The organism is Chryseobacterium vietnamense (assembly GCF_031454475.1).
GTDB classification, from domain to species: Bacteria; Bacteroidota; Bacteroidia; order Flavobacteriales; family Weeksellaceae; genus Chryseobacterium; species Chryseobacterium vietnamense.
The window spans coordinates 216,256-229,292 of the sequence record NZ_JAVDQX010000005.1; the positions used below are offsets into that span (position 1 = coordinate 216,256).

Annotated in this window: 12 protein-coding genes; 10 read left to right on the forward strand and 2 right to left on the reverse strand. The window is 35.6% G+C overall.

Annotation, left to right across the window (positions count from 1 at the left end):
• The first annotated feature begins 7 nt into the window (after positions 1-7).
• The 8 genes from J2786_RS19490 to J2786_RS19525 all read left to right on the forward strand — a co-directional run bounded on the left by J2786_RS19490 (position 8) and on the right by J2786_RS19525 (position 9,824).
• Positions 8-1,660 (forward strand): DUF4270 family protein, encoded by a 1,653-nt coding sequence (locus tag J2786_RS19490; protein ID WP_082001912.1) that lies wholly within the window; start codon positions 8-10, stop codon positions 1,658-1,660.
• A 36-nt stretch (positions 1,661-1,696) separates the two neighbouring features.
• On the forward strand, positions 1,697-3,550 hold the full coding sequence (gene glmS / locus J2786_RS19495; RefSeq protein WP_047428095.1) for a glutamine--fructose-6-phosphate transaminase (isomerizing): 1,854 nt from the start codon (positions 1,697-1,699) through the stop codon (positions 3,548-3,550).
• 108 nt (positions 3,551-3,658) lie between these two features.
• A complete protein-coding gene (porK, locus tag J2786_RS19500; protein ID WP_047428088.1) occupies positions 3,659-5,083 on the forward strand; it encodes a T9SS ring complex lipoprotein PorK/GldK in 1,425 nt (474 codons plus the stop codon).
• 53 nt (positions 5,084-5,136) lie between these two features.
• Positions 5,137-5,835 carry a type IX secretion system motor protein PorL/GldL gene (porL, locus tag J2786_RS19505; RefSeq protein WP_047428085.1) on the forward strand — a complete coding sequence of 233 codons (699 nt, stop codon included), beginning with the start codon at positions 5,137-5,139 and terminating at the stop codon, positions 5,833-5,835.
• 52 nt (positions 5,836-5,887) lie between these two features.
• Complete coding sequence (gene porM / locus J2786_RS19510; protein WP_047428082.1) at positions 5,888-7,480, forward strand: type IX secretion system motor protein PorM/GldM; 1,593 nt, start codon at positions 5,888-5,890, stop codon at positions 7,478-7,480.
• A 20-nt stretch (positions 7,481-7,500) separates the two neighbouring features.
• A complete protein-coding gene (gene porN / locus J2786_RS19515) occupies positions 7,501-8,439 on the forward strand; it encodes a type IX secretion system ring subunit PorN/GldN (RefSeq protein ID WP_047428079.1) in 939 nt (312 codons plus the stop codon).
• Between the two features lie 54 nt (positions 8,440-8,493).
• Positions 8,494-9,528 carry an NAD(P)/FAD-dependent oxidoreductase gene (locus J2786_RS19520; protein WP_310026408.1) on the forward strand — a complete coding sequence of 345 codons (1,035 nt, stop codon included), beginning with the start codon at positions 8,494-8,496 and terminating at the stop codon, positions 9,526-9,528.
• Between the two features lie 35 nt (positions 9,529-9,563).
• The gene (locus J2786_RS19525; protein WP_047428073.1) at positions 9,564-9,824 is read left to right on the forward strand and encodes an SWEET family sugar transporter; all 261 of its coding nucleotides are present in this window, start codon (positions 9,564-9,566) and stop codon (positions 9,822-9,824) included.
• A 79-nt stretch (positions 9,825-9,903) separates the two neighbouring features.
• Here the strand turns inward: J2786_RS19525 and J2786_RS19530 are convergent, their stop codons facing one another.
• Together J2786_RS19530 and J2786_RS19535 are read right to left on the reverse strand one after the other, a co-directional pair.
• Positions 9,904-10,338 carry an META domain-containing protein gene (locus J2786_RS19530; RefSeq protein ID WP_047428070.1) on the reverse strand — a complete coding sequence of 145 codons (435 nt, stop codon included), beginning with the start codon at positions 10,336-10,338 and terminating at the stop codon, positions 9,904-9,906.
• Positions 10,339-10,376: 38 nt separating this feature from the next.
• A complete protein-coding gene (locus J2786_RS19535; RefSeq protein ID WP_047428067.1) occupies positions 10,377-10,769 on the reverse strand; it encodes a multicopper oxidase domain-containing protein in 393 nt (130 codons plus the stop codon).
• 636 nt (positions 10,770-11,405) lie between these two features.
• Here J2786_RS19535 and J2786_RS19540 point away from each other — a divergent pair.
• On the forward strand, positions 11,406-11,792 hold the full coding sequence (locus tag J2786_RS19540; RefSeq protein WP_047428064.1) for a hypothetical protein: 387 nt from the start codon (positions 11,406-11,408) through the stop codon (positions 11,790-11,792).
• A 148-nt stretch (positions 11,793-11,940) separates the two neighbouring features.
• On the forward strand, positions 11,941-13,023 hold the full coding sequence (locus tag J2786_RS19545) for an efflux RND transporter periplasmic adaptor subunit (RefSeq protein ID WP_047428612.1): 1,083 nt from the start codon (positions 11,941-11,943) through the stop codon (positions 13,021-13,023).
• Positions 13,024-13,037 lie beyond the last annotated feature (14 nt).

Consider the following 13,037-nt stretch of genomic DNA (forward strand, 5'->3'; position numbering starts at 1 on the left):
ATTTTTAATGACTCATAATCTTAAAAAGACCTTCGCCATGCTTTTATTGGCGATTTTTGGAAGTGCATTGCTTTATAACTGTGAGCCGGATCCGGATTCTCTTGGGGAGCAGCTGTTTAATGGTGATGCAGCACAAGGCAATGAAATTGCATATCCTGTTATAGCATACAATTATGACAATAATGATTCCATCAGAAGTGATGCTTCAAGATTGATCAGTGGGCTGAGCGAATCAGGCGTTACCACAAATGTTGCTGTTCTTGGAGCCTTTACTGAATCCCAGTTTGGAATGCAGAGAGCATCTTATGTTACTCAGCTGAGAATGCCAACAGATAATTTCGACTTCAATGGCGCGAATCCAAAAGTAGATTCCGTAGTCCTTGTAGTAAGACCACCTGCAAATACAGCTTCAAATACTTACTTCTTTGAAAGCAGCGATTCATTAAGAACAAATACATACACGAAAACTGATTTCCCGGTAGACGGAGTAGCTACAGAAGTTTCCATTGAGAAGAAAACATATCCTGTTCGTAAATACGGTAAAATAGGAGGTGCTTCAAAATCAATGAAAATCAATGTGCATGAAGTGACTACGTTCCTGGATGCAAATAATGATGCCCTAAAACGTTCCAATGCATCAATAAGTACTGGTGAGCTATTAGGTTCAGGAGTATTTGATGGTAACGTGAGCTCTTTATCTATTACAAAAAAATCTGACAATTCAATTGTATTTTCAGGAAACTTAGGATTCAGAATGAAATTGAGTAACACAGATTTCTTCCAGACTCATATTCTTGATAAAAAAGGAAAACCTGAACTTCAGGATGCTGCTAACTTTATCAGATATTTTAAAGGAATAAAAATTTCTGTAGACGAAACAGACAGATATCTGTATCAGTTTTCTCCTAATGACCTGCAGGTTATCATGTACTATAAATATGATAAAACTGATAATGGAACTACCACAAGACCGCAGGCAACACTTAATTTTAATTTAGGAAGTGCCAATGCACATATCGGATTGGTTGAATATAACAGATTAGGAACACCTGTTAAAGATGCATTATCAGAAAGTAATCCTAACGAAGGTGATGCAAAACTTTTTGTTCAGGGAATGGGAGGTCCTTCTGTAGTGGTAAAAATTCAGGATGAGACTATCGCAAAACTTAAGGATATCTATACCAAAGATAAAGCGGGCATTGTAAGTGCTAAGATCAGAGTATATCTGGATCCTTCAACCTGGAAAAATACTGGCTCTACTGAAGATCGTAAGTTTACACTATTAAACAATACATTAAATGCCGGTAAAATTGATTACTCAAAATTAGCTTTCACTTCAGATCTGACAAACGGACTTGGATTGTACTATTTTAGTGAGAAACCTGAGCCAGGTTATTATGATTTTGTAGTCACAAAAACAATCAAGGATATCGTTGAAGGAAAAACAGAAACAGTTGGAGATGCTACACAGCCGATTGTTAATAAGCCATTAATAATCAGTGCGGGAGCATTTGCAGCAAGTACTACAGGAACCCTTTTAGGTGTTCGTAATACGACAAGAGCATTTGATATGAACAGAATTATTCTGATAGGAACTGATAAAACGAATACCAACCCTAAGAGAATCCAGCTAATGGTGACTTATGGTACGAAAAAATAGAACACAATAAACAAACAACACTAGACAAAATAAAATATGTGCGGAATAGTAGGATATACAGGTTTTCAAGACGCTTATGAAATTGTAATTAATGGTCTTAGAAGATTGGAATATAGAGGGTATGACAGTGCCGGAATTGTTTTAGAAGGACCAGGTAACAAACTGGAAGTAGAAAAAACAAAAGGTAAAGTGGAGGATTTGGTGAATATTTCAAAAGAACTAAAAGGAAAGGCTAAAATTGGAATGGGACACACCCGTTGGGCTACCCACGGAGTTCCAAGTGACAGAAATTCCCACCCGCACTTGTCAAACAACGGAAAAATTGCAATTGTACATAATGGTATTATTGAAAATTATGATACCATTAAAACAATGCTTACTGAAAAAGGGTTTACTTTCAAATCAGAAACAGATACGGAAGTACTGGTAAACCTTATCCAGTATTTTATGGATCTTAATCCGGATATCGACTTCCCAACTGCAGTGAGATATGCTTTGAATGAAGTATATGGAGCATATGCAATTACTGCGCTTCATGAAGATTATCCTGGAGTATTGGTGGTAGGAAGATTAGGATCTCCTTTAGCAATCGGAATCGGTGATAAAGAATACTTTATTGCTTCTGATGCTTCTCCTTTCGTAGAATTTACAAAAGAAGCTATTTATCTTGAAGAAGGACATATGGCAACGATCTCTCTGGAAAATGGAGTAGATATCAGAACCATCAGTGAAAACTCTAAAATTGAGCCGGAAATTCAAGAGCTTAAATTAAGCCTTGAACAAATTGAGAAAGGTGGATACGAACACTTCATGCTTAAAGAGATCTTTGAGCAGCCTAAATCTGTACACGATACAATGCGAGGTAGACTTCTTGTAGATGAAGGAGTAATTAAAATGGCTGGAATCTGGGATCATGTTGAAAGATTTAAAAATGCCAACAGAATTATCATCATTGCTTGTGGTACTTCTTGGCATGCAGGTCTTATCGGAGAATATCTGATCGAAGAATACGCAAGAATTCCTGTTGAAGTAGAATACGCATCAGAGTTCAGATACAGAAACCCGATTATTACAGATAAAGATGTGGTGATTGCCATTTCTCAGTCCGGAGAAACAGCTGATACGATGGCTGCTTTAAAATTAGCAAAAGAAAAAGGTGCATTTATATATGGTATATGTAATGTTGTAGATTCTTCCATTGCAAGAATTACAGATGCTGGTTCATATACCCATGCCGGTCCTGAAATCGGGGTGGCTTCTACCAAAGCATTTACGGCGCAGCTTACCATTCTTACTTTAATTGCATTTAAATTAGGAAAACACAACGGAAACTTAGGAAACGCTGAATTTATGAGCTTAATTGCTGAGCTTGATGCTATTCCTAAGAAAATTGAAGAAGTGTTGAATACTACCCATGAGCTTACGCAGAATATTGCAAAAGATTTTGTGAAAGCTACCAATTTCCTTTATTTAGGAAGAGGATACAACTATCCTGCAGCCTTAGAAGGAGCATTAAAATTAAAAGAAATTTCTTACATCCATGCAGAAGGATACCCGGCTGCAGAAATGAAGCACGGTCCCATTGCCCTGATCGATGAAAACATGCCAATTGTAATTATAGCACCTAGAAAAGGCCACTATGATAAAATTGTAAGTAACGTTCAGGAAATTAAAGCGAGAAAAGGAAAAATTATCGCTGTAGTTAATAAAGGAGACCGTCAGGTGAGCGAAATGGCAGATTATGTTATCGAAATCCCTGAAACTTCAGAATGTTTCTCTCCAATCGTTGCTTCCGTACCTCTGCAACTGCTTGCTTATTATATTGCAGTATATAGAGGAGCCAACGTAGATCAACCGAGAAACCTTGCAAAATCTGTTACCGTGGAATAAAAAGTTGTTGTAAATAAAATAAATTTAGATTTCTTCCGTTATTTCAAAAAAAATCTTAAAAGTTTCTTAAAAAAATTATATATTTACGGCTTAATTATAAAAATTAACATGAAAAGGATATTTCTTTTATTATTGTCTGCGTCGGTAGCATCGGTATCTTGTTCAGGTGGTGGCAGCTCTTCTGTAGGGAAGCCAGGAACAAAAGGAGAATTGATACCAAGAGAAAAAACTAAATCATTTGTTGCGGAAAGACCATACGGAATGGTTGCAATTCCTGCAGGTTCATTTGTTGCTGGTTTAGCAGACCAGGATCCAACAAATACTCCTGAAAAAGCAGCATTGAAGACTGTTACTGTTTCTTCTTTCTTCATGGATGAAGCAGAAACTACCAACTCAGAGTACAGAGTATTTATCAATTATGTAAGAGACTCTATCGCGAGAACTTTACTTGCTGAAGCTGCCGGAGAAGGTGGTGATGAAGGCGGACGTAAAGGGGCCAGCATAGGGGATTATGCATATCTTGCTAAAAAAGAAGAAAATTTAACACCTTATCAAGAATATATGGAAGGCCAAGGTGGCCGGGAAGACGGAAGCTATGATGCCAGCAAAAGATTAGATTGGAAAATTCCTTTACACTGGAGCACATCAAAATATCCGGATGTAGAATACGCAGAAGTTCTAGAATCTCTGTATCTGCCTTCTTCTTCAAGAATTGGAAACGAAAGAATTTTAGATGTAAGCAAGCTGAAATATACTTACCGTTGGGGAGATATGGACGCTGCAGTTGCAGATAACGAAAGAGGAGCTAATTACCTGAAAAGCGAAAGTATCGCGATCTATCCTGATACTACAGTTTGGGTAAAAGATTTCCACTTTGCTTACAATGAGCCATTGTTTGAACAGTATTTCTGGCACAAGGCTTATAAAGACTATCCTGTTGTTGGGGTTACCTGGGATCAGGCAAGGGCTTATTGTAACTTCAGATCTAAATTGAAAACAGATTACAACGAAAGCTTAAAAAGAAAAAAACAAAGACCATTAGAGTTCCGTCTTCCAACTGAAACTGAATGGGAATATGCTGCAAGAGGAGGTATGCAAAATGCTACTTACCCTTGGGGTGGTCCATATTTAATGGATGACAGAGGTTGCTATCTGGCTAACTTTAAGCCGAAGAGAGGTAACTACATGGAAGATGAGAAAAAAGGTACTTATACATATACAGCTCCAGTTAAGAAATTTAAGAAAAATGGGTTTGGGTTATTTGATATGGCTGGAAACGTTTCTGAATGGACACTATCTTCATTTAACAATTCTTCTTCAGGATTCTCTTCTACATTAAATCCTTCTACTAAAGATAAGATGGATACGAAGAAATCTGTAAGAGGTGGATCATGGAAAGATATAGGATATGCACTAATGACAGGTGCTAGAGATTGGGAAAGAAAAGATTCCGCAAGAAGCTATATTGGATTCAGAACTGTACAGGACATCCCTGAAGCCGCTGTTAAACCAAGAAGAGTTAACAGAAATTAATCAGACAATTTTTCAATAACAATTTTATTTAACATTAAAAAAACTAACTCAATATGTTTAAGACTAAAGATGCTTGGATGAATTTCTTTTATTCATTCGGTGCTGCAATTGTAATTCTTGGAGCTTGGCTTAAAATTACTCACATTACCTTGGGACCAATTAACGGGAATATTGCTCTTACTGTGGGGCTTATTACTGAGGCAATTATCTTTATCATTTTTGCATTTGACCCTCCAAAATCAGAAGAGTCTTATGCCTGGGAAAATGTTTATCCTGAGTTATTAGATAAGCATGCAAACCCAAATCCTTTACACTCTAATGTTTCTTCTAGAAATAATAACGCTGCAGCTCAATTTGCTGAATTAGAAAACTCTCTTTCTAACAAATTGGATAAAATGCTTGAAGATGCTAGATTAGATGTTCAATTATTTGAAAGATTAAGAACAGGAATTGATAAATTCTCAAACTCTGTTGATCAGATCAATCAAACTGTTGACGTATCTGCTTCTACTCATAAATATAACGATCAATTAAATAAAGCAGCTCAGCATATGGAAAGCATGAATGCTCTTTATGCAATGCAACTTGAAAGCGGTAAGAGACAATCTGAATTTGCTAACAAGTATGTTGCTGATATGCAGAAATCTGCAGAGCAATCTGAAAAATTCAACCAAGAGCTACAAGGTTTAACATCTAATCTTAATAATTTAAACAGAGTTTATGGTGGTATGCTAACTGCTATGAAGTCTTAATTCCTAACCATTTCTAAATTTAACTACTTAATCAAAAAACAAAGAAAAGAGAATGGCACAAGGAAAACAGACCCCTCGTCAGAAGATGATCAACCTGATGTATTTGGTGTTCATCGCGATGATGGCCCTAAATATTGATGCAGAAATCATCAGATCATACTATGACTCTACAAGAGCATTGAATGAAACCAGAACTTTAACAGAAAAAAAGAACGAGAAGATCTTTGAAAGAACGTTGGAAGCTAAGGCTCAGCAAGTTCCGGATACTTATGCACAACCATGGTCTCAGTACAAAGTATTGAAAACCAAAATTGATGCATTGGTAAAATCTGCTCAGGATATTAAAGATTTGTTGAAGAAACAATCTGAGTTTCACGACAAAGATCCTAAAACAGGAAAAGATATTGACGTAAGTGAAAACTTTGCTGCATTGAACAACAACGAAGCCACTACTGAATATTTCTTCAAAGAAGGAGATGAAAATACTCCATCTAAGAATGCATTAGACCTGAAAGCTAAAATTGATGACGTAAGAAACTACATCAATGCTACTTTCGGAAGCAATGCTCAGTTACAGGATTTAGTTGCAAGAGCTAACAAGTCTCTTATCGCGGAGTATCCTAAAGGAACATCTCCAAATGAAAAGACCTGGTTCCAGAATAAATTTTATCATCAGCCGCTAATTGCTGCAATATCTAACTTGGAGATTATCCAAAATGATGCCAGAAACGTTCAGTCTGATGCATTGGCATTATTACTTCAGGAAAAAGTGGATGCGAGTATTAAATTCTCAAGCTACGAGCCTATCGTTTCAGGTCCGGTGGATATCCAGGCAGGAAAACAGGCTGAAGTAAAAGTAATGCTAGGTACTTATTCTAACAGTAATAAGATCAGTATTTCTGGAGTAAGTAAAGTAGAAAACGGTAAAGGTTCTATCGCAATTTCAGGTTCTGGAATTGGTGAACATAAATTGGGAGGTACTATTACATTAACGGATGCTTCAGGTAAGCCGCAAAGCTTCCCTTGGACACATACTTATAATGTAATTGCAGGACCAAGAGAAGTAAAACTTGAAAAAGGATTATTACTTTCTGCAGACAAAATGAATGTAATGTATAGAGGACTTGAGAACCCTGTTTCAGGATCAATCTTAGGAGCTGACAATTCTAAACTTTCATTATCTGCTCCGGGTGCATCTGTAAGAAGTACAGGCCCAGGAAAATGGATTGTAAAACCAACTACAGGTACTACTGTTAAGTTAACATTGTCAGGAACAGATCCTTACGGAAAATCAGTATCTCAGGTGTTTGAATACAGAATTAAAAATGTACCACCACCACAAGGTCAGATTAGAGGACAAAGTATTGTGTCTATGCCGGCAACTTCTATTCCTAACCAATCTGTTCAGGCAGCAATCCCTGACTTTGACTTCCCTGTGTCATTTACTGTAACTCAGTTTATGGTAAGAGTACCAGGTAGAGCAGCGCTATTAGTTCATGGAAATTCATTAGATGATGCTGCTGGATTAGTGAAGAATCTTAGATCTGGAGATGTAGTTTCTATCTTTGATATTAAAGTTACTGCTCAAGGTTTAGATGGACAGGTTATTAAAAACATTACTCCTATAATCATTAACATTCCATAGGACTAAAATTGTAATTTATTATGAAAAAATATATTAGCACCCTTTTAGTATTAGTTTCGGGATTTGCTTTTTCCCAGACTATTCTGAATGCATCCTCTCCGGAAGAGTTCAGACAGATGAGAGCAGAAAACAAACAAAAAGTTGGTGATACTATTGTAGATAAAACAGTAAAGCCTCTTGAGTATGGTTTCGTAGAAGACAAAGATATCCTTAAAAGTATGTTTGTATGGGAGATCATTGATATGAATGATAAGATCAACCAGCCATTCTACTATGATAATCCGGATGGCCTTCTTTCTTCTCCTACAAGATCTCTATACCAATTATTGTTGGATGCAGCTTTAAGTGGAAAAATTGAGCAGGTATATGATGATGAAAACTTCACTGTAAAACTTTCTCCTGAAGGAATTCAGAAAAGATTGGAAAAAGTGATCATCAATGATGCTGCTATTGATATCTTAAACTCTGGAAGACAACTTACAGAAGCAGAAAAAAAGCAATATACTGACGTATTTAAGACAACTACTGATAAAGTAAAAGTTCTTAAAATCATGGGTATGTGGTTTATTGATAAGAGAGACGGGCAAATGAAATACAGACCTCTTGGTATTGCTGCTATGGGACCGGATCCTGCAGTACAGGGAGTTATCGGGCCAGATGGTAAGCCTATTGCAAGTAACGATGAGTTAATTGATCTGTTCTGGATCTATTATCCAAGTGCTCGTGATGTTTTGGCGAATAATTTTGTTTTCAACAGAAAAAATTCGTCTGCTGACTTATCTTTCGATGATGTTATCAATGCAAGAAGATTCTCTTCTATCATTTATAAGTCTTCAGCTGGTTTAGGAGATGGTACTATTAAGGATTATATTCCTAAAAATGCCGATGAACAACTGGAAGAAAGTGATAGAATCAAAGGACAGATTCTTGATATGGAAAATGATATGTGGAATTACTAGATTTCACTTGATATTTATAGAAAACCTGAGTATTTTTACTCAGGTTTTTTTATTATGAGAAATGTAGATTATATTATTGTAGGAGATGGGTATGCCGGGCTTTTCTTAGCTCATCAGCTAATTAAAAACAACAAATCTTTTGTGATCTTTACAGAAGGGCGAAGAAGTGCTTCTCAGGTTTCAGCAGGAATTATCAATCCCGTTGTGCTAAAAAAGTTTACCACATTCTGGAAAGCACAGGAACAAATAGATTTTCTCAAAGAAAGTCTAAAGGAAATAGAATCATATACCGGAGAAAATTATCTGATCAATGCTCCCATCCACAGAATTTTTCATGATGAGAATGAACAGAATTTATGGTTGAAAAAATCAGAAAATGAAGAATTATCACATTTTCTTGATCAAAATTTTGATCGTTTAAATATAGTAAAAAACGATTTTCTTACCGGAAAGGTCAATCAATCTGCAAGACTTAATGTTAATGGATTTTTCGGTGGTCTATTCAATTATTTTAAAAAAAATGATCATCTGGTACAAGAAAAATTCGATTATTCAAAATTGAACCCATCTGAATCCATCTATAAGGATTATACTTTCAAGAATATTATATTTTGTGAAGGAATGGGAGTGAAGGAGAATCCTTACTTTTCAGAGATTACAGTAACCCCGAATAAAGGTCACCATATAAAAGTGAAATTGTCACAACCTCTTCAGGAAAATATAACCATTAAAAAGAAACATTTTTTATTCCCAACCGGTAACGGGCTGTATTTTTATGGAGGAACTTATGACAGGGAGCAGCTTCACCATCACATTGATGAGTCTGCAGTTGCACAACTTGTGAAGGGACTTTCAGAATTTTATCCTTATGATTTTGAAGTAGAAGAAGTACATTTCGGATTCCGCCCCACTGTAAAAGACAGAAGACCTATCATAGGAAGGCACGAAACATTCAGCAATCTTTATGTCTTTAATGGACTTGGAGCCCGTGGTATTCTTAATGGATGCTATTTTTCGAGAGATTTATTCCGTTTTATGGAGGAAGATATCCCACTGCACGAAGAAGTTTCATGGAAGAGATTTCAATAGTGTATCTTAGTGCAGATAATAAAAGGTGAAAATTTATGAATGAAAATATATTAGGTATAGTGGCCGGAGTTCTTACTTCCGTTTCAATGATCCCACAACTTATAAAGGTAATCAGAGAAAAGAATGTAGAAGATATTTCTTTACTCATGCTGCTGGTCCTGATTTCAGGACTCTCTTTATGGGTATGGTACGGCTTTGCCAAAGACGAACTACCTATCATTGTATCCAATGCATTTGCAGTTCTGGTGAATATCAGCCTTTTGATCTGTTATATCATGTATAATAAGAAAAAATAGAATTGTCAAATAAAAATACGCTTCATCATGATGAAGCGTATTTTATTTTTATTTAAGTGAAATATTAAGCGAGATCCTATTATTGAAGTACAAATTTAGCTAAAGGAGCCATTCTTGCCTTGTTTAGAGTCAATGTATTTCCGTTTACAGAGTAATTATCTGTTGCAAGGATTGCTTTGGTAAATTGATTTTCAATATCAAGATCCTCACAAGCCATCATGGTAGACATTCCCTGATTGAATTTAATTCTCATTATTTCAGGTTTGATCTCAAATGTTCCTCCTAAACCATTACATCCTGCATGTCCCTGATATCTCATTCCGTCCATTTCAAGCTTGAAATAAGGATTGTTTTTAGGGTTTTTCAATTCAATCGGCTTCCCGTTAAGCTCAGTAAGCTTCCATGTTTTTCCTGTAATATCAGTAGTTGCTTTTTGAGCATTTTGTGTTTTACAAGAAACCACTAAAAATGCTGCGATAACAAGTGCCGAAAAATAATAATATAAACTTCTCATAATGTTTATTTTTTTAATGTGAATTGCTAATCCCTATGCTAATACGATGCCATTTTTGCAGGACCAGACTCTTTTTTTGCCTGTTTAAGATGGAAAAGGACCATATCAACATTCTTTTTCAGAAAAGTGATATTGCCTTTAATATCAGAGTATTGATATTCTTCATTGGAGGCTGTATAGTCAGGTAAAGCATCACTTTTTTTAAGGTCAAAAGTTTTGCCGTTTAAATGTATTGTTGCTGTATTTTTGGTGTTGTTGATAGTCACTTCTATTTTTTCTCCATAGCTGTCAACATACACATTTTTTGAAATGTCATCTGTATTTTCTGGAGCAACAGCAGTAATTGTTTCAGCTTCTTTTCCGGGATGTTTACACGCTGTCAGGGAAATAATGGTCAATCCGAAAAGGACTGGTAATAATAATTTTTTCATAGTGATAAGTGATTTTAAAGTGTTTCATGAATTATGCTGTTAATGCTATATAAATTTACAAATATTTTTAATAAATATGTGTTAATTTTTCATAAACTAACAGAAAATTAAAGTTTTAGGTCATTTAACTCACTGTTTTTTGAAACAATATTCACGAAACGGAATGTAATAATTATTGTGGAAGATTAAGGATAACCGTTGTTAATTCAGGGTTTTTAACGCACTTACTTTCAGTAGTATAAAGTTGTTTTTTTTCATTTTTCATTTGTTGTGTTAATTTCGGCAAAAATAATTCAAAAAAAAGAGAGTAACAATAAGTAAATGTTAATAATTATAATTTATGATAAAGTTTAGGTTGGAATAGAAAAATTTTCAAAACAGCGAGCCAGGCCATTTAAAATGTTCAAAAGCGAAACAGCTTTAAAATTAAAATTTCCTTAAATCAACAAAAGTGGCTTACTTTTTGAAATTTGAAACATGCACAGATGAGATATCAGAATTGCTCAGAATACGCTTGAATAAAAGAAATATTTAATATTTATCATATTTTTGGATTCAGGTATTTTAAAGAAGAGTTAAATTTTGTTAATCCATGATGATAATATCATAATCTGGGTGTACATTTGCAACTTCAAAATGAGAAACTTTATAGTATACTTTTTAACCGGTCTTTTTCTGCTCTTTGTAGTAGAAAGCAGACTTGATGTTAAAACGCTCCGAAACGACTATAACGGTCATGTTTCTCATCATATGCCAAAAAGAGCCAACCGACTGAATCAGACTTTTGAAAAACTTTCCGTTCAGCAGATGGCTGATAGTGTAGACAATTCCACTTTAGAACTTACCGAAAATGATTTCCAGCTGTCTGATGTATGGCAGGCTATTGTTGTTATTGCCGGAGTTTTCAGTCTGGTCTATATTTTTGGATTAAAAAGCTATAAACGGTCAAAACCGGATATTCATGGCTTTGTTCTTGGTTTAGCCACCAAAAGATTTATTCTTATCCGTTCCATTAGAATTTAAAAATTCTCCGTTCTATTTATTTTCTGCCTGATTCCGGGTGGAAAGCACTTGCGTTGTGTATGCCGGTAATCATCACATCGTACCCCTTTTATTACCGTTTTTTATTTCTATCAAAACATTAACGATTTATATAAACTCTAGAATTATGATAAAAAGAGTTGCTTCGGGAATTGCGCTGAGTGCCCTTCTGTTGGCGGTTGGCTGCAATAAGAAAAAAGAAGAAAAAGAAGAAGTTACCGTCTATCCGGTGACGTCCCCTGTGGTAATGGATACCGTAATCAACAAAGAATATGTTGCTCAGATCCAATCTGTAAAAAACATTGAAGTGAGAGCTCAGGAAAAAGGCTTCCTGGAAAAAATCTTTGTAGATGAAGGACAATATGTACAGGCCGGACAAACATTGTTCCGAATCATGCCTAAATTGTACCAGGCAGAATTATTAAAAGCAAAAGCAGAAGTAGAACAGGCTTCTATTGAGCTGAAAAACGCCAGTACACTGGCAGGAAACAATATCGTTTCTAAAAATGAAAGAGCAATGGCAAAAGCCAAACTGGATGCTGCCAATGCAGAAATGAAACTGGCTCAGATCCACCTTTCTTTTACTGATATCAAAGCACCGTTTTCAGGGATTATTAACAGAATTCCACTGAAATTGGGAAGCCTTGTAGATGAAGGTGATCTGTTGACTTCGTTATCAGACAATACCAGTATCTACACCTATTTCAATGTTTCTGAACCTGAATATTTGAGCTATCAGACTCACGCTGCAGACAGAGGAAGTAACCAGGTTTCTCTGATTACAGCAAATGGAGAAATGTATACCCAAAAAGGAGAAATTCAGACCATTGAAGGAGAATTTGATAATGAAACTGGAAATATTGCTTTCCGTGCGAAATTCCCTAATCCGGACAAGCTTCTGAGAAACGGAGAAACCGGAAAAGTGCAGATGTCTATGCCTGTTCATAATGCATTGATCATTCCACAGAAAGCTACCTATGAAATTCAGGATCAGAAATATGTATTTGTCATTGATAAAAATGGAGTGGCAAAATCCAGAAATATCAAAGTAGCCTATGAACTTCAGGACTTGTATGTGGTAGGATCAGGAATTTCAAAAGGAGATCAGATTCTTCTGGAAGGCGTACAGAAAGTAAAGGATGATCAAAAAGTGAAAACAAAATTCCAGGATCCTAAGAAAGTTCTTCAATCATTGAAATTAAAAGCAGAGTAGTGGTCTCTAAAATG

What these genes read in the sequence shown, in the direction of transcription:
- J2786_RS19525 (WP_047428073.1), top strand. Translation starts at nt 9,564, where the DNA reads ATGAATGAAAATATATTAGGTATAGTGGCCGGAGTTCTTACTTCCGTT.
- porN (WP_047428079.1), top strand. Translation starts at nt 7,501, where the DNA reads ATGAAAAAATATATTAGCACCCTTTTAGTATTAGTTTCGGGATTTGCT.
- J2786_RS19490 (WP_082001912.1), top strand. Translation starts at nt 8, where the DNA reads ATGACTCATAATCTTAAAAAGACCTTCGCCATGCTTTTATTGGCGATT.
- J2786_RS19540 (WP_047428064.1), top strand. Translation starts at nt 11,406, where the DNA reads ATGAGAAACTTTATAGTATACTTTTTAACCGGTCTTTTTCTGCTCTTT.
- J2786_RS19530 (WP_047428070.1), bottom strand. Translation starts at nt 10,338, where the DNA reads ATGAGAAGTTTATATTATTATTTTTCGGCACTTGTTATCGCAGCATTT.
- porL (WP_047428085.1), top strand. Translation starts at nt 5,137, where the DNA reads ATGTTTAAGACTAAAGATGCTTGGATGAATTTCTTTTATTCATTCGGT.
- J2786_RS19520 (WP_310026408.1), top strand. Translation starts at nt 8,494, where the DNA reads ATGAGAAATGTAGATTATATTATTGTAGGAGATGGGTATGCCGGGCTT.
- glmS (WP_047428095.1), top strand. Translation starts at nt 1,697, where the DNA reads ATGTGCGGAATAGTAGGATATACAGGTTTTCAAGACGCTTATGAAATT.
- J2786_RS19535 (WP_047428067.1), bottom strand. Translation starts at nt 10,769, where the DNA reads ATGAAAAAATTATTATTACCAGTCCTTTTCGGATTGACCATTATTTCC.
- porK (WP_047428088.1), top strand. Translation starts at nt 3,659, where the DNA reads ATGAAAAGGATATTTCTTTTATTATTGTCTGCGTCGGTAGCATCGGTA.
- porM (WP_047428082.1), top strand. Translation starts at nt 5,888, where the DNA reads ATGGCACAAGGAAAACAGACCCCTCGTCAGAAGATGATCAACCTGATG.